Raw genomic sequence first — 23,503 nt, 5'->3', positions numbered from 1 at the left:
CGAGTCCTGAGTCAGACGAGTCGGGGGCTTTCGGTCACGCCGTCAGCCCCCTGAACCACTGAACTCATAACCGTCCCACCGCCGTTGCGCGGCGGGACGAGTGTGCTCCGGGGGCCGACCGCGGTGACGAGACGACCCTCTTCTCTCCTCACCTCGGAGCCACTCGATGCCTCTCCCGCTGTATCTGCTCGCCCTGGCCGTCTTCGCCATGGGCACCTCGGAGTTCATGCTCGCCGGTCTCGTACCGGACATCGCCGCGAATCTCGACGTCACCGTCGCAACGGCGGGCACACTCACCTCCGCCTACGCGATCGGCATGATCGTCGGCGCCCCCCTCGTGGCCGCGTTCGCCCGCAACTGGCCCCGGCGCTCCAGCCTTCTCGGGTTCGTCCTCGTGTTCGCGGCGGCGCACGCCGTGGGCGCCTGCACCACCAGCTTCCCGCTCCTGTTCGCCGCCCGGGTCGTCGCCGCGATCGCCAACGCGGGGTTCCTCGCCGTCGCCCTGACGGCCGCCGCCGCGCTGGTCCCGCCGGACAGGAAGGGGCGCGCGCTGGCTGTGCTGCTGTCCGGCACGACGGTGGCCACGATCGCCGGGGTCCCCGGCGGGTCGGTCCTCGGCACGCTGCTCGACTGGCGGGCCACCTTCTGGGCGGTTGCCGTGCTGTGCCTGCCCGCGGCACTCGGCGTGTACCGGGGCATCCCGGCGGGGCGGCCGGAGGAAGCGTCGACGGACGCGACAGCCCTGCGAGCCGAACTCGCCCAACTCGCCGGCCCGCGGCTGCTCTTGGCGATGCTGCTCGGCGCACTGGTGAACGCGGCCACGTTCGCCGGCTTCACCTTCCTCGCGCCGGTGGTGACCGACACCGCCGGGCTGAGCGAGCTGTGGATCTCCGTCGTGCTGGTCCTGTTCGGTGCCGGTTCCTTCGTCGGGGTCTCCGTCGCCGGCCGCCTCTCCGACCGGCGTCCCGGCCTGGTGATCACCGCCGGCGGCCCGCTGCTGCTGATCGGCTGGTCCGCCCTGGCCCTGCTGGCCCATGAACCGGTGGCCCTGTGCACCCTCGTCCTCGTCCAGGGCGCGCTCTCCTTCGCCCTGGGCAGCACGCTGATCACGCGGGTCCTCTACGAGGCCGCCGCGGCCCCCACCATGGCAGGCGCGTACGCCACGGCAGCGCTCAACGTCGGCGCCGCCGCGGGCCCTCTCATCGCCGCGACCACCCTGGGCGCCACGGCCGGAAACCTCGGGCCGCTGTGGGCGAGCGGCGTCCTCGTCGCGGTCACCCTGCTCATCGCGTTGCCCTTGCGCGGCATGGTCACGACGGACCGAGGCGCTGACATGGCCCGGTGACACCCGCCCTTCACGCCGCAGGGGGAGGTGGCGGCGGTGGTGGGTGGAGAGGACGGGGCGGAAGCCGTGGCCGGGGAGGTGGGGCGGTGGCGGGCCAGAGGGGGTGCACGGCGACCAGTCGGCAGCCGAGCACGTGGGCGATCTCCTCGATCCGGCGCCGCCGCGCGGCCGAGACCCGGCCCGGCACCACGTCGACGCGGCTACGGCCGTCGAAGCGCGCCCGGATGCCGTCGTCGTACATGTGTCCCCCTCTCCGCCAGGGCCGCCAACTGCCGGGTGCCCACGGGATCTACGGCCGATCTTGGCACGTTCCGCGTCCGTCACCCCCGGCGCGGTCACGTTCGGCGGGGCCTGCCGGTGGGCACCTGCGGGCAGTCGCGGAAGGAATGCCCGAACCCGGCCGTCAGTGGCCGTCAGTTGCCGTCGTGTCCACGCGGGCGAGGCGTGGCCGACACAGTCGTGGAAGTAGTACGACTCGGGGTACTGCACCGAAGTTGACCAGCCCCGCCGCGCGCACCGTCCTGCTGTTCACCGGACTGGTTTCCCTCGCCGTCAGTCAGGTACCGCCCATGGTGCGGCCGACACGGACGTGGCGGTCAGCTCGCCGAGCGTCGGCCCAGGACGTGGGCGACCAGGAGGCCGGCCAGCAGCCCCCAGGCCAGTGCGCTGCGGCCCATATGGGTCCAGCCCAGCCCGCCCACGACCACAGCGGTCAGCGAGCCGCCCGCCCAGGCCGCCTTGTCCGTGACCCAGGCCCACTCCCGTCGCGCGCTGCCGGGCTGCCGTATCTCCAGCACCGCGGCTCGGACGACCAGGGCGGCGACGATGATCGCCACGGTCGTCACCGAAGCCGAAGGATCCACAAGCCGCCTCTTCCCGCTTCAGCGTTCCGTGGATGAACTGTATTGGTAGATGTCGGGGATGCCGTCGTGGTTGTCGTCACGGGTCTCATCCTCGTACAGCCGGCGGTAGATCCGGTTGCGCCGCTTGACCAGCATCGCGGCGAGCACCGCGGCGGTCAGCGAGCCGACGAGGACGGCGGCCTTGGCGGCTTCCGCGGTCGCCGGGTCGGAGAAGGCGAGGTCGCCGATCAGGAGGGCGACGGTGAAGCCGATCCCGGCCAGCGCCGACAGTGCGAAGACATCGGCCCAGGCCAGGTCCGGGTTGAGCCGGGCGCGGGTGAACCGTGCGGCGAGGTAGGTACCGACGAAGATGCCGACGGTCTTGCCGACGACGAGCCCCAGGACGACGCCGAGCGGTTCCGGCTCGGTGAACACCTCACCCAGTGAGGCCACGGAGACGCTGACACCGGCGGCGAAGAGCGCGAAGAGGGGGACGGCCACCCCCGCCGAGACAGGGTGCAGGAGGTGGGAGGTGCGTTCGCCGGGGGAGAGGTCCTCGTCCTTGTCGCGGGTGGTGCGCAGGATGAGGCCCATGGCCACGCCGGCGACGGTGGCGTGGATGCCGCCGTTGTACATCAGCGCCCAGATCGCGATCCCGAGCGGGGCGTACCACCACCATCCGCGGACGCGGAAGCGCTGGAGCAGATAGAAGACGAGGAGGCCCGCGAACGCTCCGCCCAGAGCCAGGAAGTTGAGATCGCTGGTGAAGAAGACGGCGATGACGAGGATGCCACCGAGATCGTCGACGACGGCCAGGGTCAGCAGGAAGGCGCGGAGCGCGGCGGGCAGATGGGTGCTGAGCACCGCGAGTACGGCCAGGGCGAAGGCGATGTCGGTGGCCATGGGCACCGCCCAGCCGTCCGCACTGCCGCCTCCCGCCGAGGCGGTGGCGGCGTACACCGCGGCGGGGACGACCATGCCGGAGACGGCGGCGATGACCGGCAGGGCGGCGGTGGCGGGGGTCCGCAGCTCACCGACGACCAGTTCCCGCTTGAGTTCTATACCGGCGATGAGGAAGAACAGGGTGAGCAGACCGTCCGCGGTCCAGTGCCCGATCGAGAGGTCCAGGCCGAGGGCCGGTATCCCGAAGTGGACGTCGTCGCGGAGGTATTCGTAGGCGTCGGACCAGGGGCTGTTCGCCCACACCAGCGCCACCACGGCCGACACCAGCAGCACCAGCCCGCCGACGGTCTCCGTCCTCAGGGCCCGGGTGATGGCCATGCTCTCGGGCAGCGGCAGAAGACCGAGGAAGGGGGAACGCTCGCGCGGCGCGGCAGCCATGAAGAAGCCTCCGGGGATCGGCATGAGGGCATACGAGCCCCTGACGCCGACCAGACTTCCCGGCACACCGCGCGTCGGCGGTACGCCCTCACGGAGGGCAGTCGCTGACGCGTTCCTTACACCCTAACCGGCGACCTCCTCTGCCGCCAGAACCCTTTCATCTGCGTAAATGCCTCGCTGCGCATGACGAGCGGGCCCGTCCACACCAAGTTTCGCGAGGTGTGTACGGGCCCGCTCGGGAGCCGGACCGCGGAGGCGGTCAGACGATGGTCTTCGCCGACTCCTGCTCTTCGCCCTCATCGCCCGCGCCGGCATTGCGGGCACGGACGAACTCCAGGAAGGAGCTGAACTCGCGCTTGACGACCGGGGCGAGCAGGTACAGGCCGATGATGTTGATGACGGCGAGCATGAAGAGCACGGCGTCGGCCAGGTCGATCAGCGTCTGCAGGGTGAGCAGCGAGCCCGCCACCGCGAAGAGGGTGTAGAGCGACTTGTACGTCACCTCGCTGGCCTTGCTGCGGCCGAAGAGGTACGTCCACGCCTTGAGGCCGTAGTAGCCCCAGGTGAGCACCGTGGAGATGGCGAACAGCAGGACGGCCACGGTGAGGACGTACGGGAACCAGGGCAGCACGGTCTCGAAGGCGTCGGAGGTGATGGTGACGCCGCCGATGCCCTCCTCGCCGCTGCGGTAGCTGGCGGGGTTCGCGATGATGATGGTCAGCGCGGTCATGGTGCAGATGACGACCGTGTCGATGAACGGCTCGAGCAGGGCGACCAGGCCCTCGCTGGCGGGGTGCTTGGTCTTCACCGCGGCGTGGGCGATCGGGGCGGAGCCGAGACCGGCCTCGTTGGAGAACGCGGCGCGCTTGAATCCGACGATCAGGGCGCCGATGATGCCGCCCGCGACGCCCTCGGGGTTGAACGCGCCCTCGATGATGGCGGAGAAGGCGGAGGGCAGCTCGGTCACGTGGACGACGATGACGACGAGGCAGGCCGTGATGTAGATGATCGCCATGGCCGGGACCAGACGGCTGGTGACGGAGGCGATGGAGCGGATGCCGCCGAGCAGCACGATGCCGACCAGGGCGGCGACCAGGATGCCGAAGAAGAGCGCGCCGGCCGAGGAGCCGAGGGCGCCGTCCTCGCCGCCGGCGACGGAGACGAGGAGGGTGTAGCTCTGGTTGACCTGGAAGAGGTTGCCGCCGAAGAGGCCGAAGAAGAGGATCATGACGGAGGCGAGGATCGCCAGCACCTTGCCGAGCTTGGCGCCGTTGCTGCCGAAGCGCTCGGTCAGGCCCTTGGGCAGGTAGTGCATCGGGCCACCGGAGACGGTGCCGTCCTCGTGCACCTCGCGGTACTTCACACCGAGGGTGACCTCGACGAACTTGGTGGCCATGCCGAGCAGGCCGCACACGATCATCCAGAAGGTGGCGCCCGGGCCGCCGATGGTGACGGCGACGGCGACACCGGCGATGTTGCCGAGGCCGACGGTGCCGGAGACGGCGGCAGTCAGCGCCTGGAAGTGGTTGACCTCACCCGCGGACCCCTTCTCGTCGTACTTGCCGCGCACGGTCTGCACGGCGAGCTTGAAGTGCTTCAGCTGGATGAAGCCGAACCAGGTGGTGAAGACGAGACCCGCGACCACGAGCCAGGCCACGATCAGGGGAAGGTCGGTGCCTCCTACGGGGACCGCGTAGAAGACGACCTCTCCGAGCCAAGTGGCTATGGGTTCGAAGAATCCGCTGACTGCCTCGTCGACGGACGTGGTGATGGAATCGAGTGACACGATGGCTACCTCGGTGGCGCGGACCGGCCCAGCGGACTGGGCCGGAAGGAAGAGCGGTCTTTGAGCGAACGCCGTTGTCCGGTCGGCGGCCGGGGTGACGTGTTCGGGGACTCGCACGTCATGGCCCTGGCCTGGGGAGTTGCGTCGTTCTATCACAGCTTTTGCGGGTTCTTTAGTGACGCAGGTCACTCCGGCTGCGATTGCGACCCAAAACACCAGCGAGTGAGGCCAGACCGTTATACGGGACGCGATGTCCGTTCATCGGACACTTATCTCTGCCGGCACCGGTCGGGGCGGGCACGGACTCTCGGTCCGTGCCCGCCCCGGGCGCGTGTTTGTCCGGTCGCTGTCAGCCGCCTACGTACCAGCTGAACCCACCGTTGTTGGCTGCGACGATCAGGAGCACGATCCAGAGGACCACGTCGACTATGCCGAGGATGATGCCGGCCTTCGCCATCCCCGCGCCGTTCTTGACCGCTGCCTGACGCCGGGCCACGGCACCGAAGATGATGGCCAAGGGGCCCAGGATGATGTTCAGGATGAACAGCCCGACGACGCCGCAGCACAGGCTCGCGATCGCCAGACCATTGGTGCGCGAACCAGCAGACGCGGCCGAGGAACTGCCGTAACTCGCCATTAGACACTCCCGGTTGTCGGTTGCACGGACCGATCGGGCCGCACACTCCCTACTGTTTGGCTGCTTTCCCGAATGCCCCTTCGAAGCGTTGTCATGTCTGAAACCTCGTGCCTCAGCCGAAGCGGGACAACGGCCGCGGGGCCTCCGGCAGCTGCCGGAGGCCCCGCCTCGTGCGATCGCTTGCCCGCGCTAGGCGGCCTGGGTGAGTTCCGCGCGGCCGAACAACAGGGCGTACCCGGCGGGGAGTTGGTCCAGGATGCGGGTGAGCAGGTCGTTGCCGGCCAGGGCCGCGACGGCGGTGAGGACGGAGCCCGTGTCCCAGCGGGTGGTGGCCAGGCCGGCGCCGTTACGGGCGGCGAGGTCCTTCACGAAGGCCCAGCCGGTCAGTGGCTGGGTGTCGGGGATCTGAGCGGTGAGTACGCGCGCGGCTTCGACGGGGAGGCAGGCGGCCAGTTCCACGCGTTCGTCACCCGTCAGCTGACGTCCCAGCCCCGCGAGGACCAGACGGACGGCCTCCTCGGCACGCTCGCGGGTGGGATAGGCGCCTTCGTAGCGGACCTTCTCCAGCATCTGCTCGTATGCCGTCCCGAAATGCTGCTGAAGCGGTGCGCGCCGGTCGGACATCTGCGGTCGTTGCCTTTCTGTCTACGGGGTGGTGGTGCCGGTCCCTGGCCGGGGCCGGGGGTGTGGGTGCTGGGGTCACGTGGGCTCAGGGCGGCCGAAGAGCAGGTCGTAGCCCGCGGGGAGCTGGAGCAGTATCTGCTTGAGCAGGTCGTCGCCGGCCGCGTCGGCGACCGTGCTGAGGACGGCGCCGACGTCCCAGGCGGCGGTCTGGGCGGTGGCTCCCTCGATCCAGGCCGCCGTCGCCCGTACGAACCGTTCCGGTGACAGGGGCTCGGCGCTCTGGAGCGGGTTGAGCAGGATCAGCGCGAAGTCCTCCGGCAGCCGTGCCGCCAGCTGGGATCGCACCTCGCCCACCAGGTGTGCGCCCAGCAGGGCGAGGATCACCCTGGCCGCACGCTGGGCCTCCTGCCGGTTCTCGTACTCGCCGCGTTCCTTGACCCGGTCGAGGAACGCATCCATGTGCAGGGTCACGTCAGCCGCCGCCCTTCTTCGAGCCCGAGGGGTGCGGAGGACGGGTGGAGGGGGAGATCGGGTACCCGTCCTCCGCGCGCTGATCGGCGTGGGTCGCCGCGTTCAGCCGGAGATCTCCTTGCGGGAGGATTCCCCGCTGATGGTGATCTTGCGGGGCTTGGCGCGCTCGGCGATCGGGATGCGAAGGGTGAGCACCCCGGCGTCGTAGTCGGCCGCGATGCGCTCGGTGTCCAGCGTGTCGGCCAGCACGATCTGGCGGGAGAAGGCACCCAGCGGTCGCTCGGAGAGCTCCACCTGCACGTCGTCGCCCTTGGCGACGGGCCGCCGCTCGGCCCGGACGGTCAGCATGTTCCGCTCGACGTCGATGTCGATCGCGTCCGGGCTGACGCCGGGGAGGTCGAAGGCCACGACGTACTCGTCACCGTCGCGGTACGCGTCCATCGGCATCGCGGACGGCCGCGACCAGGTGCCCGGCCCCATCAGCTGCTGGGCCAGCCGGTCGAGCTCACGGAAGGGGTCAGTGCGCATCAACATCGCGAAACACCTCCAGGAAGGTCAGGGGCAGTACCTGCCAATGCGCTTCACTGAAACCGTTGTAACATGTCATCCGATGGATGACAAACCCGATGTCGTCAAAAGGATGACAGCCCGGAAGGAGGTGCCCATGACCACAGCCGACCACTCGGCCGTCTCCCGCACCGACGCCCAGAGCCCGGCGTCGTTTCTCGCCGCCGCGGCGGCGCTGGAAGCCATCGACAGGGCCCTTGCCGACGCCCGGCACGAGGAGCCCGGCGCGGCCGCCGCCGAGGGCGCGGACTCCGAGCAGGCCCTGGCCTCTCTCCTGCTGCTGCGGCAGGTGCGCGAGCAGCTCGCCGGATGGGAGACCGGTCTGATCGAAACCGCCCGGCAGGCAGGTGCCAGCTGGGCCGACCTCGCCCACCCCCTCGGTGTCGCGAGCCGCCAGGCAGCCGAGCGCCGCTATCTGCGCAACCGGCCCGGCCCCGCCGGAACCACCGGCGAACAGCGCGTCCAGGCCACCCGCGAACGCCGCGCCGCCGACCGCACCCTCGCCGCGTGGGCTCGCCACAACGCCGCCGACCTGCGGCGCGTCGCCGGTCAGATCAGCGCCCTCACCGACCTGCCCAGGGCCGCCCGCCGTCCGCTCAGCCAACTCGACGCGGCCCTCGCCCAGGACGATCCCGCGGCTCTCCTCCGCCCCCTGAACGCCGCCCGCCCGCATCTGACCGACGCCCACCCCGACCTCGCGGCCCGAGTGGACACCCTCACCGACTCCGCCACGGCCGCGGCCGACGGCTCCCGGTAGTGCGGGTCCGGTGTGCGCTCCTTGCCGCGAGAAGGGACCTCAGTAGGTGAGCGCGTCCTCGGCCGTGCCGAAGAGGCTGGTCACCTGGCCGTCGTTGACCGTGACGGGGCCGCCGTCGATCACCACGGTCGACGGGCTCTCGGCCGCACTGAGAGCGACCTCCACCTCGTCCGCGCTCTTGCCGCCCGCGGTGTCGGCGCGCGCGAACATGATCCCGGCGTAGGCGCTCTCGCCGGCCTTCAGCATCCAGTCCTTGACCTCCGGCCCCGCGTGCTCGGCTGCCCCGTCCAATTCCGGAATCGTGATCACCAGCTCGTTGGCCGACAGCAGGCACGGGTCGCCGCTCGTGTTGGTCGCGGTCAGCAGCGCGTGGTTCACCGGACTGGACGCGACGGTGACCTTGTAGCTGAAGTCCTTGGTCTCGCACATGCCCACCCCTCCGTCCTGGTCGTCCTCGGCACCGGGCTCCGAGGGCGGGGTGCTGGCGTCGCTGCCGGCGGAGGCGCCGCTGTCGCCCTCACTCGGGCCGCCCGTCGAGGGGGTGTCGGCGCCCTGGCTCGTGCCCGAAGGGGACGGGCTCGTCGCGGTGCTCGGGGCAGCCGTGTCCTTGTCCCCGTCGCCGTTGCAGGCGGTCAGGGCCAGGACGCCGAGGGAGAGAGCGGCGAGTGCGGCGACGGTACGGCGTGAACGAGCGGTGTGAGCCATGAGAAGTCCCCCGGGGAGTCGCGATGTTCCGGTGATCGTGCCTCATGGCGGCGAGGTTGCCGCCCCCGTGAACCGACAAAGGTCCGACTGCGGACACGTTCGTGACACTGTGACAGCGGCCATGGGTACAGCAGATCCATGAACTCCAGACTCATGTGACCCACATCACATCCAGTTCCTGTCAGCAATCGAGGCCCTGTCCCGCTCAACCCTCGAAGGCAAGCCATCCGACAGGAGCTACTCATGAAGCACCGCATCGTCGTCCTCGGCGCCGGTTACGCCGGGGCCTTCGTGGCCGGGAACCTGGCCCGTCGGCTGTCCCCGGCGGACACCGAGATCACCGTGGTCAGCGCCGAGCCGGACTTCGTCCAACGGCTGCGGATGCACCAGCTCGCGGCCGGCCACGAAGTCGAGGCCCCGAAGCTCGCCGACATCTTCGCGGGCACGGGAATCGAGCTGCGCCTGGCCCGGGTCACGTCCGTCGACCCCGAGCACCAGGCCGTCACCGTGGCCGACGCCACCGGAGGCGGCGAACTCGGCTACGACACCTTGGTCTACACGCTCGGCAGCCACGTCGCCGACCAAGGTGTTCCCGGCGTGACCGAGCACGCCTTCAACGTCGCCGCCCGGCCCTCGGCACTGCGCCTGCGCGAGCGTCTGGACCGCCTGGACCAGCGAGGCGAAGGCGGAAGCGTGCTGGTCGTCGGCGAGGGACTGACCGGCATCGAGACCGCCACCGAGATCGCCGAAGCCCGGCCGCGCCTGTCGGTGACGCTCATCGCCCGCGGCGCACTGGGCGCCCCGCTCTCCACCGGAGCCCGCAGCCACCTGCGCCGGGCCTGCGACCGGCTGGGCATCACCGTCCTGGAGCACACCAGCGTCGAAGCCGTCGAAGCGACACGGGTGCTGTGCGCCGACGGCACCGTCCTGGCGTCCGACGCGACCGTGTGGACGGCCGGGTTCGCGGTCCATCCCATCGCCGCCGCCGGCGGTCTCGAGGTCACCGAAGAAGGCCGGATCGTCGTCGACGGCACCATGCGCTCGGTCTCGCACCCGAACGTCTACGCCGCCGGTGACAGCGTCCACGCCATCGGCGACAACGGCCGGCCGCTGCCGATGTCCTGCGCCTCGGCCGGCTACACCGGCAAGCAGGTCATCGAGGCGATCATGGGCAACCTGACCGGCCGCAAGATCGGGCACGTCAAGCTGGCCTACGTGGGCAACCACATCAGCCTCGGGCGGCGCGACGGCATCCTCCAGATGGTCGACGGCGAGGGCCGGGCGAAACCGACGTACATGGGCGGCCGGAAGGCCGCGCGCATCAAGTCCGCCGTCCTCAACGGCTCGTTGTGGGCCACCGCGCACCCGACCTTCCACCTGCCCAAGCGCAAGCGCCGCCTGGTCGCAACGCCGGACGCGGCCGCCGCGAAGGCCACCGCCCAATAAGGTGATCAGCGTGGACAGCGCCGCCACCGATCGCTTCGACACCAGTCGCTTCGAGGCCAGCCGCAACCGGCTGGCCTCCCTGGCCTACCGTCTCCTCGGCTCGGCCACCGACGCCGAGGACGCCGTGCAGGACGCGTTCCTGCACTGGCAGGCCGCCGACCGGCACCGCATCAAGGTGCCGGAAGCCTGGCTGACCAAGGTCGTCACGAACCTGTGCCTCGACCGGCTCCGCTCGGCGCAGGTCCGCCGCGAACGCACCGTCGGCGCCTGGCTTCCTGAACCGCTCCTCGACGGCGACCCGATGCTCGGACCGGCCGCCACCTTCGAGCAGCGCGAGTCGGTCTCCCTGGCCGTGCTGACCGTCATGGAGCGCCTGTCGCCCGTGGAGCGGGCCGTGTACGTCCTGCGCGAGGCGTTCTCCTACGGCCACGCCGAGATCGCCGAGATCCTCGACATCACCGAGTCCGCGAGCCAGCAGCACCTGCACCGGGCCCGGCGCCGTATCACCGCCGCCCGCCGCGGCGGCGAGGTCGACGCGGCAGCCGCCCGCCGGATCGTCGAGGAGTTCCTCGCCGCTGCCTCCTCGGGCCGCACCGAGCGGCTGGTGGCGCTGCTCACGGACGACGCCATCGCGGTCTCCGACGGCGCCGGCGGCACGGCCGCGAAACTGCTGCGGTTCGACACTCCGCAGCGCATCGCCGCCGTCGTACGGGCCGGCCTCAAGCCCACACCCGCCAAGCGGCGACTGCTCGGCGGCACGCCCGCCCTTCACTACGCGGTCGTCAACGGCGCCCCCGCCATCCTCTTCGTGCTCGGCGACCGGGTCATCGGCTCCGCGATGTTCGACATCGCCGACGGCAAGATCGCGACCGTACGCGGGATCGCCGCCCCCGCCCGCCTCGTCCGTCTCACCGAAGCCTGGCGTCAGCGCGAACCGGACGCGCCCCTCATCGCCCAGTGGTGACCGGAAAGGCGCATTCACCGTAAAGGGTGAGGAAGTTGGACGCATACGAAGGCGAACGGCAGCATGGCCCGGCGGCGGCCAACCGGACGCCACGTCTTCGGTGCTCAACGCACCCCATTTCAGGAGTACTTGGTGTTCAACGGATTTCGCTCGTTCCTCCTGCGCGGCAACGTGGTCGACCTGGCGGTCGGCATCGTGATCGGTGCGGCGTTCACCGCCGTCGTCACCGGTTTCGTCACCGCGTTCCTCACGCCGCTGATCGGCGTGGCGACCGGAGCGGTGGGCGACTTCAGCAAGCAGACGTTCACCGTCGGCGAGACCACCTTCCCCTACGGCGCCTTCCTGAACGCCCTGATCAGCTTCGTACTGGTCGCCGCCGTCATCTACTTCGCGGTCGTGGTGCCCGTGGGCCGCCTCCAGGCGCGCTTCAACCCGGTCAAGGACCAGCCCGTGGCCAAGGCCGACTGCCCGGACTGCCTCAGCACCGTGCCCGCGGCGGCGACCCGGTGCGCCTTCTGCACCTCCGACCTGGCCGGCCGCCCCGGATTCCCCGCCCAGGCGACGGCGTCCCTGCACTGACCGGATCCCGGCGAAGCGATTCCTCCCAGTTCAGGTCAGCTGCCGCTGCTCACACGCAGAGCGAGGCCGCAGGTCTCGGAGCTCGTCGCGCCGTCCTGTCCCGTCAGCTCCACGACGGCCTGGCCCTCGGCGTCCTGGCTGTAGGCGATCGTGCAGGTCAGCTGAGCCAGAGCGGTGCTGTCGAGGTCGTCCAGGGCCAGCGGCACGCGGGCCGTGACCCGGTTCTGGGGGAGGGCCTCGATCTCGACGCTCCCGCCACGGGCGGTCGCGGGCAGGGCGGTTCCCAGGCCGGCGGCCCGGTCCTCCTTCCGCGGCCCGCTGAGCAGCGCGGCGACGACCTTCTCCGCCGACACCGGTCCGGCCGGGTCACCGGAGCCTTCTCCCCCGTACTGGCCCCCGGCTCCCTCTCCCACGTATGGGCCGCTGAACTCGCCCGAGGGCCCGGTCGTACGGATCACCGGGCGCAGTCCTCCGTCGGCGGAGCGGAAGAAGAGCACCATGTCGTAGTCGCGGTCCAGGAACGCCTGGAAGCTGGCGGGACCGCCCGCCTCGATGACGTCGGTCTCCTGGATGCCGCAGGCCCCGAGCAGCGGCAGGGCCACCGCGAGTACGACGGCCGCCGCACGTCGGCGCCTGTGCGCACCCCTCATGTCCCGGTCTCCTCGGCGTGCAGCGGCAGTTCGACGGTGAAGACGGCACCGCCTCCCGGAAGGTTCCCCGCGCGGATCGTTCCGCCGTGCAGCTTCACGTTCTCCAGGGTGATCGCCAGTCCCAGACCGCTGCCGGCCGAGCGGGTGCGGGCCGCGTCGGCCTTGTAGAAGCGGTCGAAGATGTGGGGGAGCACCTCGGGCCGGATGCCGGGGCCGTTGTCGGCGACCTCGGTGATCAGCACGGGCGGCCCCTCGGGGCGGGCCGCGGTGCGCAGGCCCACCGTGACGGGTGCGGCGCCGTGCCGCAGGGCGTTGCCGACGAGGTTGGCGATCACCAGGTCGAAACGGCGCGGGTCGAGCCGGGCCCGGACGCCGCCGGGCAGGTCGGCGCGGATCCGGTCGTCGGTCCAGTGCCTGCTCTGCAGGGTCTTGCGGATGGCCTCGGCGACGTCGACCTCGTCGGTGTTCAGTTCGGCGGCGCGTGCGTCGAAGCGGGAGATCTCCATCAGGTCCTCGACGAGCACGGCGAGCTTTCCGGTCTCCGCGCTGACCAGCCGGACCGCCCGGGCGGTGTCGGCGTCGAGGCGGTCCGCCTCCTCGTCGAGCACCTCGGTGACGGCGAGCATGCCGGCGAGGGGGGTGCGCAGTTCGTGCGAGACGTCGGAGGCGAAGCGGCGGGCGCGTTCCCCCGCCTCGCGCAGTTCCCGCACCGAGCGCTCCAGTTGGGCCGCCGACTCGTTGAAGGTGTGTGCCAGGTCCGCCAGTTCGTCGCTGCCGCGCACCCGGATCCGGGTGTCGAGTCTGCCGCTTCCCATGTTCCGGGCCGCGTGGCGCAGTTCCCGCACCGGGCGCAGCACGCTGCGGGAGGCGATCAGGCCCGGTATCAGCGCGATGGCGAGGCCCGGCAGGGCGCCGTCGCGAGCGGCCATGAGGAGGGCGTCGACGTTGATCTGCTCCCCGTTCATCGGCATGACGGCGTACAGGACGAGTCCGCTGGGCAGCAGGCTGTCCGGGCTCGTCTTGAAGACCATGGGCATGGCGATGGTCAGGTAGGGGACGCCGTCCTTGACGACCCGCTCGAAGCTGCCGTGGGGGTTGGCCAGTGCGGTGCGGCGCAGTTCGGGGGTGATGACGGTGGATTCGGGGTTCTCGCCCGAGGAGGCGCGGAGCGACCCGTACTCGGCGAACACCACCCAGGGGTGCGGCTTGCCCTTGCGCGCGATGTCCCGCAGGACCTCCTCCAGGCTGTCCCCTCCCCGCAGGGGCAGGGCGAAGCTCGTCTGCTGCACCTGGTCCCGGAACGACGTGACCGCCGTGTCCTGGGCGGTCTCCAGCAGCGCGTTGCGGGCCTCGCGGTAGGTCAGCGCGGCGGTGGTGCCCGCGCTGACGGCGGCGACCAGCAGGAAGGCGAGCAGCAGCCGCGTCCGCAGCCCGAACGCCCGGATGCGGCGAGGGTCCTTGATCACAGCGGCCCGAAGCGGTAGCCGAAGCCGCGCAGGGTCTGGACGTAGCGCGGGCTGCCGACCTCGTCCTCGATCTTGCCGCGCAGGCGGGCGACGCAGGCGTCGACCAGCCGGGCGTCGGCGGAGAAGCTGTGCTCCCAGACGTGTTCCAGGAGTTGCTGCCTGCTGAACACCTGCTCGGGGGCGGCCGACAGGTACAGCAGGAGCTTGAGCTCCGAGGGAGCGAGCGCGAGCCGCCGGCCCGCTTTGGTGACGGTCAGTCCGGCCCGGTCGATGGTGAGTTCGCCGTACACCTCGACGGCCGGGCGGCCGGGGCTGTCGTCCAGGCGGCGCAGCACGGCACGGATCCGGGCCTCGATCACCTCGGGGCGGGCGGGCTTGACGATGTAGTCGTCGGCACCGGCTTCCAGGCCGATGACCACGTCGAAGTCGTCGCCGCGCGCGGTCAGCATGATGATCGGCAGTTGGCTGTGCTCGCGGACCTGCCGGCAGACCTGTACGCCGTTCATGCCGGGCAGCATCAGGTCCAGCAGCAGCAGGTCCGGGCGGAACTCGGCCAGCGCGACGAGACCGGACTCACCGGTCGCGGCGGCCCGTACCTCGTGGCCGCGGCGGCGCAGACCGATCTCGACCCCCTCGCGCACGGAAGGGTCGTCCTCGATGAGGAGCACGCGGGACATGAGTGGTTCTCCCTCGGTGGTGGTCAGGTCCGGGTTACTGCGCGGCGTACGCGGTGGAGCAGCGCGTCGAGTTCGGTGAGGCGCAGCGGACGGGCGAGCAGGGCGAAGACGAGCACGACGACGGCCGCGCCGGCACCCGTGGAGACCACCGCTCCCGCCGGTGCGGTTCCCGTTGCGGCGAGATGACCCAGCATGGTGGCGGGGACGGCGGCCAGCAGCAGCCGGGCGTGAGCGCCGACGGGGGTCGAGCGCAGGGGCCGCTCGACGGCGAGCCGGCGGCTCAGCACGCGGGCGGTCAGCGCCCAGCCCGCGCACAGGGCCAGGGAGTACGCCGCCGCCATGCCGGTCACGGCCCAGCGCGCCGGCAGCAGGTGGGCGGCGGTCAGGGAGAGGCCCGCGTTGAGGGTGACGACGACCAGGTTGAGCAGGAACGGCGTACGGGTGTCGGAGAGCGCGTAGAAGGCGCGGGACAGGACGTACTGGCCCGACAGCGCGACCAGTCCCGGCGCGAACGCCATCAGGATCCCGGCCATGGCGGCCGTGTCGGCGGCGCTGGTCCTGCCGTAGCCGAAGACCAGGGCCATCACCGGCTGGGCGAGGGCGAGCAGGGCGCAGGCGGCGGGTACGACGGCGGCGGCAACCACGCGCAGGGCGTGGGAGACGTCGCGTCGTACGGCGGCGAGGTCCCCGTCGGTGGCGGCCGCGCTCATCCGGGGCATCAGCGCGGTCACCACGGAGACGGTGATGATGCCGTGCGGGACGACCCACAGCGCATACGCGTTGTTGTACGCGCCGTACCCGGGACCGCCGTCCTGGCCCGCGGACGTGGCCAGCCGGGTGGTGACCCAGTAGGCGGCCTGGTTGGCCAGGACGAGCAGCACCAGCCAGCCGGCCGCGCGCAGGGCGGGCACCAGGGCGAGGGCCTGGACGGCGATACCGGCGGTCGTGCCCCAGCCGAGTACGGCCGTCTCGGTCGCGGTGAGGGTGTCCCCGACGCCCATGGCCAGGGCGAGGTACAGCCCGAAGACGGTCATGACGACGACGTTGTTCAGCACCGGCGCCCACATCATGGCGCCGAACCGGCCCCGCGCGTTGAGCACCTGCCCGAGCAGTGTGAACAGACCGAGGAAGAAGATCTGCGGCAGGCAGTAGCGGGCGAGCGCGGTGGTCATGGCCGCCTGCTCACCGGTGTAGTCGGTGTACACGTCGATGATGGCGGGGGCCGCCCACACCGCGGTCGCGGTGATCGCGAGCAGGGCGGCCACGCACACCGTGACGAGCCGGTCGGTGTACGCGGCACCCCCGTCGGCGTGTTCCTTCGCCGCCTTGACCAGCTCCGGCACGAAGACGGCGTTCAACGCGCCGCCGAGGAGCAGCATGTAGACGATGGTGGGCAGCGCGTTGCCGACCGCGTAACCGTCGGCGACCGGCCCGATGGTGCCCAGCGCCGCGGCGACCACGGCGGACCGGGCGAAACCGGTGGCCCGCGAGACGACGGATCCGGCGGCCATGACGGCGCTGCCGCGCGCGGCGGAGGCAGCCTTGGAAGCCGGTACGTCCGCGGCCCGCGTACCGGTCGGCGTGGTCTGCCTCATCGGCGGTTCAGGTATGCCTGGAAGGCGCGGTAGAGCGTGTGGTTGGCGCTGCCGCTCAAGGGTGTCTCCCATTCCCCCGACGTCTCGACGACCCGTCCTCCGGTGCCGAGCTTCCACCGCAGCAGTCCGTACGCACGTTCCCCAGGATCGAGAGTGGAGGGTACCCCGCGCATGTCGTAGACGTCGGCGCCGAGGGCGAGGGCGTCCCGCAGCATCCGCCATTGCAGGGCGTTGGAGGGCCGGACCTCGCGCCGGTGGTCGGCGGAGGCGCCGGTCTGGTACCAGGCCCGTCGGCCCACCGTGATCAGCGTGTGCGCGGCGAGGATCTCGCCCCGGTGCCGGGCGAGGTACAGCTTCATCCGGCCCGGCTCCTCGGCGTTGAGCGCCGCGTACTGGCGCTCGTAGTAGGCGAGCGAGCGGCCGAGCCGGAATCCGTCGCGGCGCTCGGTGATGCCCAGCAGCCGGTAGAACTCGGGGAGTTCCGCCGCACTGCCCACCACCACCTCCACGCCCTCCTTCTGCGCTCGGCGGACATTGCGCCGCCACTCCTGGTTGAGCCCGGACCACAGGTCCTCGGGGGTGCGTCCGGCGAGCGGCACATGGAAGACGTGCCGCGGCTGGGCATCCCCGTCCTGCCCGGTGTCACCACCGCAGCGCCGCCAGCCGCGGGCCCGCAGCCGTTCGGCCACGGCGGTACCGAGCGGGTCGACCTCACTGGCGAGGACGTCACCGAGGCGTCGGCCCGGCCCGGTCAGCGGCTTGAGCAGGGCGGCGTCCCAGCGCCGGTAGGCGGGCGACGGCCCGATGCGTACGGCGAAGGCGCCCGCGCGGCGCAGGTGTTCCAGCAGCGGACCGAGCCAGCCGTCGATGTCGGGGTCGCTCCAGTCGGCGACGGGCCCCTCGGGGAGGTAGGCGAAGTACTTGCGGGTGCCGGGGAACTGCCGCAGCAGCACCAGGGCCACGCCCGTCAGCTGCCCCGCCTCCGGATCCGGTCCCCAGCCGAGCAGTTGGGCGCGCCAGCCCTCCTTGACCTCGGCCCAGGACGGGCATTGCAGAAAACCGGCGCCGAGGGCCGCGCCGTCGGGGGACGCGAGGAAGGCGCGGTAGGTCTGCGCGGTGATGGGACGCAGGGCGAAACCCTGGGGGTGTGCCCGGGACGAGCGGCTGGGCGGAACGAGCAGCGCTGACACGGTGTGAGCCTCTCCTTCTCCCCGGCCCTGTCGCGGGGACACACAGGAGGCTCACAGCGGCCCATGACCGCTCCGTCCGGCGAATGTGACCGGACCATGACCGTTCCGCACCAGTCGCCGTCACCTTGCTCCACCGCCGCTGAGCTCGGGTTTCACGGCTCTACAGTCACGACATCGCCGCATCTCCCACCCATGAACGTCCTTCTTCGGAGGTCCCGTTGTCGCGCACCCGTGCCCGCACCCACGCCCGCGTCCGAGCCGCCACCGTGGCCGCCCTGCTGGCAGCCCTCACCGCCTGCTCGTCGAGCGGCGCTGGCGACTCCCAGAACGGCGAGGCACCACCGGCCGCCGACGACCGCCCGGTCAAGGTCGCCGTCACGCCCAAGGGAAAGCAGGCCCCGGCGGGCGAGCCGGTACGCGTCACCGCCACCGGCGGCGAACTCACCTCGGTGAGTGTCACCGACGACGAGGGCCACCGGCTCACCGGCAAGGTCGCCGCCGACGGCCGGTCGTGGGTCTCCGACCGCAAGGCCGTACCCGGCGCGGCGTACACGGTGACGACAGCGACCCGCACCGCCACCGGAACCGCCGAGAGCACCAAGGCCGCCTTCACCACAGCACCGGCGGACGAGGTCAACAAGGTCGACTGGCGGCCGGGCACCGGCGCCACGGTAGGCGTCGCCCAACCGATCTCGCTGGTCTTCGACCATCCGGTCGAGAACCGCGCCGAGGTCGAGAAGCACCTGCGGATCGCCACCTCGAACAACACCGAGGGGTCCTGGGGCTGGATACGCGACCGGTCGGGCCGGGACCGGGTGGACTGGCGGCCCAGGACGTACTGGAAGCCCGGCACCGAGGTCACACTCAAGGCCGAGCTGAACGGCACCGACTCGGGCACGGACGGGGGCTGGTTCGTACGCGACTACACGACCACGTTCACCATCGGCGCCCAGCAGATCGTCAAGGTCGACCTCGACCGCCACCAGCTCACCCTCGTGCGCGACGCCGAGACGGTGCGACGCATCCCGGTCTCCGGCGGCACACCCGGAGGCGACAAGCGTTCCTGGCGCGGAACCGCCGTGCTCATGGCCAAGGAGGGCACGATCAACATGAACTCCGAGACCGTGGGCCTGGGCGACGCCTACGACAAGATGGTCGACTACTCGATGCGCCTCACCTGGTCGGGCATGTACGCACACGCCGCCCCGTGGAACGCCCGCTACTTCGGCAACTCCAACCGGAGTTCCGGCTGCATAGGCATGAGCGACGCGAACGCGGCCTGGTTCTACGGTCAGGTGCGCCCGGGTGACCCCTTCGAGATCACCGGCGAGGACACCAAGGGCGTGATCGACCCCGGGAACGGGTTCGGCGCGTGGAACCTGTCGTGGACCCAGTGGCAGCAGAAGAGCGCGCTGCGCTGAATCCGGCCACAGCGTCACCGCGCGGGACACATCCCTGCTCCAGGTCGCTGCCCGGAGCCCCGCGCTCGCACCGCATCCCGGGCCGCTGCCTGACCAGCGCCCGGTGCCTGCGGCACAACCGCTCAGGACGACTGGGGCGCAGTCTCCTCGTCGGCCGCGGGGGAGTCCGCCGCCTCGGGGGTGGTGTAGAAGACGGAACTGCCCTGCTTGGTGCGCTGCGCGCGGTTCTTGGCCACGAGGCCCTCGAGCGTGGTGCGCACGACGGTCGTCTTGATGCCCCGATCCGGGTACTGCTGGGCCAGTGCGGTGCTGATTTCCGCGGCTGAACGGGGTTCGCGCTGGTCGGCGAGGTGGCCGTGGACGAGGTCGACGAGCGTGGGGGACGCGGAGGCAGCGGCCGGCGTCTTCTCGGCGGTCTTCTTGACGGTGCGCTTGCGGCTCGCCGCAGGCTTCTTGCCCTTTGCCTGCTTGGTCGTCTGCTTGGTCGCCGTGGATGCGGCGGCCGGCTTCTTGCGGGCGGCGGGTACCTTCGCGACGGCCTCCGGAGCGGGTTCCGCGGTGACACCGAGGGCCTGCTGGATGCTGACGAGGACCGCCTGGTCGTGCCGCAGGGCGGCCAACTGCGCCTGGAGCACGGCGATTTCGTCGTTGAGACGCTCCTGCTCCTTGAGGTTCCGCTCGAGGTCGCCGACTACTTGGGCGTTGTACTGCGAGGTCAACTCGGTGTTCGGAGCAGTGGTTTCGGACATGTTGCTCACGCCCTTCCTGGTTGCCGCCGTCAACAGTCATCCGTCGGCGGCGTATGCGATGCCTAATGTGGGTGCTGTTCGGGCTGGTACTGCGCGCTCGGTGAAAGTTACTGCCGCACAGTCGTGTCGTAGTGATACTACGGAAAAGGGCCGCGATGTTCTCTGCTGTGTGGCTGAGATACAGCAGGGAGAACAGACTTACGGTGTTGTGTCCCTGCTTCACCTCCCGGCGGGGACGGTTGGCGAGGGCAGTGTCCGGCCCAGGCGGGCCAGGGGGGACAGGGCCATCAGCACTGGTGACAACAGCATGCCCGAGGCTGTCACCAGCAGGCTCGTGCGTGTCCCCCATGCCTCCGCGAGAAAGCCGCCGAGCAGTGAGCCCAGTGGAGTCAGTCCCATGCCGACGAAGGTGATGGTCGCGGCCACGCGGCCTTGCATGCCATCAGGAGTGACTGTCTGCCGGACGGCCATGACCGTGACATTCACCAGCTGGCTGAAGGTCCCGAAGACGAAGTTGACGGCAAGGAGCGCGGGAACTGTCACCGCGGGGGAGCCACCCAGCGCGGGCACGAGCAGAAACACGCCGTCGCCGATCGCCGCCGCGGACACCAGCACGGTGCCGTATCCGATGCGGCTCGGCAGGCGGGCCGCCAGCAGCGAACCCAGCAGCGCACCCGGCCCGGTCGCCGCCAGTGCCAGCCCGACGGCGGTGCCCGACAGGTGCAGGTCCCGCGGCAGGAACAGCAGATATACGGTCATCACCGCCGCGAAGGAGAACTGGAAGGCGGCTGATGCGAGGCACACCGTCCGCAGCGAGGTGTCACCGGTGACGAAGCGCAGGCCCTCATGGATGCGCCGCCAGACCCGAGGAGGACGTGCCGCGCTCTCCGGGACGGATTCACGGCGAGCGATCCGCCTGATCGACAGGAACGACAGCGCGAAGAACACCGCGCTGGAGGCGGCGGCGACCGGCGCCGACAGCGCGGACACCAACGTACCGCCGAGTGCGGGACCGCCGATCTGTGCGGCGGACCGGCTGCCCTCCAGTGCGCTGTTGCCCCGTACCAACTGATCCCGTTCCACCAGCCGTACCAGCGAAGCCTGGTAGGCCACGTCGAAGAACACGGACAGTGCCCCGACGGTGAAGGCGACCACCAACAGCGCCGGCAGCCCGAGACAGCCCAGGAGGCCGGCGACGGCCGCGGCGCCGAGTGCCAGGGCCCGACCGGCGTCCGTCAGCACCATCAGCGTGCGGGTGCGCCACCTGTCCACCCACGCACCGGCGAACAGCGACAGCAGCAGGATCGGCGCCTGCCCCACCGCGCGCAGGGCGCCCAACTGGCCGGGATCGGCATGGAGCGTCAGGACGGCGAAGAGCGGCAGCACCACCAGAGTGGTGTGTTCGCCCAGCTGGGAGGCCGTCTGACCCAGCCACAGCCTGCGGAAGTCGCTGTCCCGCCACAGGCTTGGACGACCATGCGGACCGGAATCGGATCCAGCGGAGGAAGAGGACGGCACAGGGACACCTCGGACAACCGAAGACGCGAGCAGCCACCACGTTCAGGCAGCGGGAAGGGAAGGCTCGCTGTGCCACGCCACATCAAGGGCAGCACGCGATGACCGGCCACTCATGGCCGCAAACGTCAACGCGTGCGCGAACGGCCGACCATGTCCTCGCTCCTCGTGAATCACTCGCCGCAGGCACACTAACTCCGCCGCACAGGACACGAAAGGCGATTACGGTCGGGCAGCCCCTGCCCCTGCCCCTGCCCCTGCCCCTGCCTCCGCCTTGCGGGCGAGCAGGTGCACTTCCTTGAACTGCCGCCGGTCAGTGGGCTGCGGCTCACGAACCATCCGCGCCACCTCGGCCAGACCTGCCGTGCGCAGCATCGCGGCGAGGTGATCCGGCCACCACCGATAGGCCGGCGCGACCGCGTGGTCGAAGACCTGCGACGGCTGAGCGGGACCGTCGCTGGCCGAGAAGCCGACCAGCAGGTGGCCGCCAGGTGCCAGCACCCGGCCGAACTCCGCCAGGATCGCGGGGAGCTCCGGCGGCGGCGTATGGATGAGTGACCACCGTGACAGTACGCCCGCCAGCGCGCCGTCAGCGATGTCCAACGCGGCCATCGAACCCACGTCGAACCGCAGCCCCGGGTACGCCTGCCGAGCCGACGCGATCATCGCAGGCGAGGCATCGACACCGGACACCGCCAGCCCCAGCTGATCCAGATGAGCGGTGACATGGCCGGGCCCACACCCCAGGTCCCCGACCCGACCACCACCACCCGCCCGCACGGCCTCGGCGAAAGCACTCAACATCGCGCGGTCCAAGGGCCGGTCCCGCAACTCGTCCCGGAACATCTGCGCGTACACGGCGGCAGCGGCGTCGTAGGCATCACGGGTGACATCGAGGGCGTCATGTTCACTCACCCGCCCGACGGTATCCCTGCCTGCGAGCGACGAGGATCGCGGGGGCGGGAGGACGGCCGGCCTCCATGGCCAGGGACGGGCCCTGGCGCCAGGAGAGGTCATACCGCCCGACACATTCCAGCGGCGCCTGCGGGATCAGCCGGTGTCGGGTGCGGAGCTGTCGGGTGCCGCGTGGCCTGCGCGGCGGCGGTACTCGGCGTTGATGCGCTGTGCCTCCTCGAGCTGGTCCTCGAGGATGACGATGCGGCAGGCCGCCTCGATCGGGGTGCCCCGGTCGACGAGCTCGCGGGCGCGCGCCGCGACCCGTAGTTGGTAGCGGGAGTACCGGCGGTGCCCGCCCTCCGAGCGGAGCGGCGTGATCAGACGAGCCTCGCCGATGGCTCGGAGGAAGGCCGGGGTGGTGCCGAGCATCTCGGCGGCCCGTCCCATCGTGTAGGCGGGGTAGTCGTCGTCGTCCAGACGACCACTGAGGGGGGTATCCGCTGTCATGTCACCTCGTTGAGCAGCAATGCGTCGAGGGGCCCTGGTGCCGTACGGCACCAGGGCCCCGAAGGAAATTCAACACCATCTGTCGGCCCTCATGCTCTGCCGACCTTCTGTTTCCGCTACCAGCCCTGCTCAGAGGGGTGCGGGGATCGCGACTGCGTGACCGGGGACCACCTTCCAATCCGGGGTCTTGCGGTACCCGGCCCAGTACTGCTCCGGCCGGGCGATCCTGATGGCGTCTACTCCTCCGTCCTTCTCTCGAGCTTCGCTTGACCGTTTCTATGAGACAGAGCCTAACCATGTCGAAGCTCAATGTCTACTCTCGCAAAAGTAGATTTTGGTTCCTCGAAGGTGCAGATAGCCTGCGGCCCGCTTCGGTGCCCCCCGAGGGGGCCGGGACAGCGGTGAGGGCCCCGCCGACATATGTCGGCGGGGCCCTCACCGGGTCCGGTCAGGTCACGCGGTCGCCGGGTGATACGCCCCCGGAGCGACGTCCCTCAGACGGATCCGGTCCGTGTACGTGGAGCTGCCACGGTGGACGGCGAGTTCGGCCCGGGTGATCGAGCCCGTCAACTGGTCGTCCCCGTCGCACAGCAGGAGGTACTCGACCCCGGCCCCGGTCAGGAGGGACAGGGCGACCTCGACGGTCATGTCGTCCCGGACCCGCGGTCCGGACGCGTCCAGACCGTCGACCATGGTCGGAAGAGTGGGGTCGTGCACCGCTGTCAAAGCTGTCTCCTCGCAGATGGGTGAGCCCAAGATCAATGCCGTCAGA

General features: G+C 70.7%; 25 protein-coding genes. 6 read left to right on the top strand and 19 right to left on the bottom strand.

Features of this window, described 5'->3' with window-relative positions; translation table 11 throughout:
- Positions 1-166: 166 nt before the first annotated feature.
- The gene (locus tag ACWD1Z_RS12515) at positions 167-1,345 is read left to right on the top strand and encodes a Cmx/CmrA family chloramphenicol efflux MFS transporter (protein ID WP_451117996.1); all 1,179 of its coding nucleotides are present in this window, start codon (positions 167-169) and stop codon (positions 1,343-1,345) included.
- A 10-nt stretch (positions 1,346-1,355) separates the two neighbouring features.
- On the opposite strand, the gene ACWD1Z_RS12510 is transcribed toward ACWD1Z_RS12515, so the two are convergent.
- From ACWD1Z_RS12510 to ACWD1Z_RS12475, 8 genes are all read right to left on the bottom strand, one after another.
- Positions 1,356-1,586 carry a hypothetical protein gene (locus ACWD1Z_RS12510; RefSeq protein WP_451117994.1) on the bottom strand — a complete coding sequence of 77 codons (231 nt, stop codon included), beginning with the start codon at positions 1,584-1,586 and terminating at the stop codon, positions 1,356-1,358.
- A 355-nt stretch (positions 1,587-1,941) separates the two neighbouring features.
- Positions 1,942-2,181, bottom strand: coding sequence for a hypothetical protein (locus ACWD1Z_RS12505; RefSeq protein ID WP_451117992.1), 240 nt, complete (start codon positions 2,179-2,181; stop codon positions 1,942-1,944).
- Positions 2,182-2,226: 45 nt separating this feature from the next.
- The gene (gene nhaA, locus ACWD1Z_RS12500; RefSeq protein ID WP_451118466.1) at positions 2,227-3,528 is read right to left on the bottom strand and encodes a Na+/H+ antiporter NhaA; all 1,302 of its coding nucleotides are present in this window, start codon (positions 3,526-3,528) and stop codon (positions 2,227-2,229) included.
- 259 nt (positions 3,529-3,787) lie between these two features.
- The gene (locus ACWD1Z_RS12495; protein ID WP_451117990.1) at positions 3,788-5,314 is read right to left on the bottom strand and encodes an alanine/glycine:cation symporter family protein; all 1,527 of its coding nucleotides are present in this window, start codon (positions 5,312-5,314) and stop codon (positions 3,788-3,790) included.
- Positions 5,315-5,663: 349 nt separating this feature from the next.
- Complete coding sequence (locus tag ACWD1Z_RS12490) at positions 5,664-5,951, bottom strand: DUF4190 domain-containing protein (protein WP_389417292.1); 288 nt, start codon at positions 5,949-5,951, stop codon at positions 5,664-5,666.
- A 189-nt stretch (positions 5,952-6,140) separates the two neighbouring features.
- Positions 6,141-6,575: a DUF2267 domain-containing protein gene (locus ACWD1Z_RS12485; RefSeq protein ID WP_451117988.1), complete on the bottom strand. Its 435-nt coding sequence runs from the start codon at positions 6,573-6,575 to the stop codon at positions 6,141-6,143.
- A 75-nt stretch (positions 6,576-6,650) separates the two neighbouring features.
- On the bottom strand, positions 6,651-7,046 hold the full coding sequence (locus ACWD1Z_RS12480) for a DUF2267 domain-containing protein (RefSeq protein ID WP_451117986.1): 396 nt from the start codon (positions 7,044-7,046) through the stop codon (positions 6,651-6,653).
- A 102-nt stretch (positions 7,047-7,148) separates the two neighbouring features.
- Entirely contained in the window at positions 7,149-7,580 is a 432-nt protein-coding gene (locus ACWD1Z_RS12475; RefSeq protein WP_389417295.1) for an Hsp20/alpha crystallin family protein, read from the bottom strand.
- A 130-nt stretch (positions 7,581-7,710) separates the two neighbouring features.
- Between ACWD1Z_RS12475 and ACWD1Z_RS12470 the strand changes: the two genes are divergently transcribed.
- Positions 7,711-8,370 carry a type III effector protein gene (locus ACWD1Z_RS12470; RefSeq protein ID WP_451117984.1) on the top strand — a complete coding sequence of 220 codons (660 nt, stop codon included), beginning with the start codon at positions 7,711-7,713 and terminating at the stop codon, positions 8,368-8,370.
- Positions 8,371-8,409: 39 nt separating this feature from the next.
- Here the strand turns inward: ACWD1Z_RS12470 and ACWD1Z_RS12465 are convergent, their stop codons facing one another.
- Positions 8,410-9,075: a DUF4232 domain-containing protein gene (locus tag ACWD1Z_RS12465; protein ID WP_451117983.1), complete on the bottom strand. Its 666-nt coding sequence runs from the start codon at positions 9,073-9,075 to the stop codon at positions 8,410-8,412.
- A gap of 243 nt (positions 9,076-9,318) precedes the next feature.
- On the opposite strand from ACWD1Z_RS12465, the gene ACWD1Z_RS12460 reads away from it, so the two are divergent.
- The 3 genes from ACWD1Z_RS12460 (at position 9,319) to mscL (ending at position 12,064) form a co-directional block, all read left to right on the top strand.
- Entirely contained in the window at positions 9,319-10,521 is a 1,203-nt protein-coding gene (locus tag ACWD1Z_RS12460; protein ID WP_451117981.1) for an NAD(P)/FAD-dependent oxidoreductase, read from the top strand.
- 10 nt (positions 10,522-10,531) lie between these two features.
- Positions 10,532-11,485: a sigma-70 family RNA polymerase sigma factor gene (locus tag ACWD1Z_RS12455; protein WP_451117980.1), complete on the top strand. Its 954-nt coding sequence runs from the start codon at positions 10,532-10,534 to the stop codon at positions 11,483-11,485.
- Between the two features lie 132 nt (positions 11,486-11,617).
- Positions 11,618-12,064 (top strand): large conductance mechanosensitive channel protein MscL, encoded by a 447-nt coding sequence (mscL, locus tag ACWD1Z_RS12450; protein ID WP_451117978.1) that lies wholly within the window; start codon positions 11,618-11,620, stop codon positions 12,062-12,064.
- Positions 12,065-12,099: 35 nt separating this feature from the next.
- On the opposite strand, the gene ACWD1Z_RS12445 is transcribed toward mscL, so the two are convergent.
- From ACWD1Z_RS12445 to ACWD1Z_RS12425, 5 genes are read right to left on the bottom strand one after another with little or no spacing between them, the layout of a single operon-like run.
- The gene (locus tag ACWD1Z_RS12445) at positions 12,100-12,714 is read right to left on the bottom strand and encodes a hypothetical protein (RefSeq protein WP_451117977.1); all 615 of its coding nucleotides are present in this window, start codon (positions 12,712-12,714) and stop codon (positions 12,100-12,102) included.
- Positions 12,711-14,180, bottom strand: a complete 1,470-nt coding sequence (locus ACWD1Z_RS12440) for an ATP-binding protein (protein ID WP_451117975.1) — start codon at positions 14,178-14,180, stop codon at positions 12,711-12,713. Before ACWD1Z_RS12440 ends, ACWD1Z_RS12445 begins: the two co-directional genes overlap by 4 nt.
- Positions 14,177-14,857, bottom strand: coding sequence for a response regulator (locus tag ACWD1Z_RS12435; protein ID WP_451117973.1), 681 nt, complete (start codon positions 14,855-14,857; stop codon positions 14,177-14,179). Before ACWD1Z_RS12435 ends, ACWD1Z_RS12440 begins: the two co-directional genes overlap by 4 nt.
- A gap of 23 nt (positions 14,858-14,880) precedes the next feature.
- On the bottom strand, positions 14,881-16,452 hold the full coding sequence (gene murJ, locus ACWD1Z_RS12430; RefSeq protein ID WP_451117972.1) for a murein biosynthesis integral membrane protein MurJ: 1,572 nt from the start codon (positions 16,450-16,452) through the stop codon (positions 14,881-14,883).
- A complete protein-coding gene (locus ACWD1Z_RS12425; protein WP_451117970.1) occupies positions 16,449-17,642 on the bottom strand; it encodes a lipid II:glycine glycyltransferase FemX in 1,194 nt (397 codons plus the stop codon). Before ACWD1Z_RS12425 ends, murJ begins: the two co-directional genes overlap by 4 nt.
- Before the next feature lie 218 nt (positions 17,643-17,860).
- Between ACWD1Z_RS12425 and ACWD1Z_RS12420 the strand changes: the two genes are divergently transcribed.
- Positions 17,861-19,063, top strand: a complete 1,203-nt coding sequence (locus ACWD1Z_RS12420) for an Ig-like domain-containing protein (protein ID WP_451117968.1) — start codon at positions 17,861-17,863, stop codon at positions 19,061-19,063.
- A 122-nt stretch (positions 19,064-19,185) separates the two neighbouring features.
- Here the strand turns inward: ACWD1Z_RS12420 and ACWD1Z_RS12415 are convergent, their stop codons facing one another.
- The 5 genes from ACWD1Z_RS12415 to ACWD1Z_RS12395 all read right to left on the bottom strand — a co-directional run bounded on the left by ACWD1Z_RS12415 (position 19,186) and on the right by ACWD1Z_RS12395 (position 23,424).
- Positions 19,186-19,812, bottom strand: a complete 627-nt coding sequence (locus tag ACWD1Z_RS12415) for a hypothetical protein (protein ID WP_451117967.1) — start codon at positions 19,810-19,812, stop codon at positions 19,186-19,188.
- A 219-nt stretch (positions 19,813-20,031) separates the two neighbouring features.
- Positions 20,032-21,330 (bottom strand): MFS transporter, encoded by a 1,299-nt coding sequence (locus ACWD1Z_RS12410; RefSeq protein WP_451117966.1) that lies wholly within the window; start codon positions 21,328-21,330, stop codon positions 20,032-20,034.
- A gap of 219 nt (positions 21,331-21,549) precedes the next feature.
- Positions 21,550-22,242 (bottom strand): class I SAM-dependent methyltransferase, encoded by a 693-nt coding sequence (locus ACWD1Z_RS12405; protein WP_451117965.1) that lies wholly within the window; start codon positions 22,240-22,242, stop codon positions 21,550-21,552.
- 135 nt (positions 22,243-22,377) lie between these two features.
- A complete protein-coding gene (locus ACWD1Z_RS12400; RefSeq protein ID WP_451117963.1) occupies positions 22,378-22,731 on the bottom strand; it encodes a helix-turn-helix domain-containing protein in 354 nt (117 codons plus the stop codon).
- A 453-nt stretch (positions 22,732-23,184) separates the two neighbouring features.
- Positions 23,185-23,424, bottom strand: coding sequence for a CBS domain-containing protein (locus tag ACWD1Z_RS12395; RefSeq protein ID WP_451118464.1), 240 nt, complete (start codon positions 23,422-23,424; stop codon positions 23,185-23,187).
- Positions 23,425-23,503 lie beyond the last annotated feature (79 nt).

The organism is Streptomyces sp. NPDC002784, from assembly GCF_053592135.1.
This window is presented reverse-complemented; position numbering and strand designations above follow the sequence as displayed.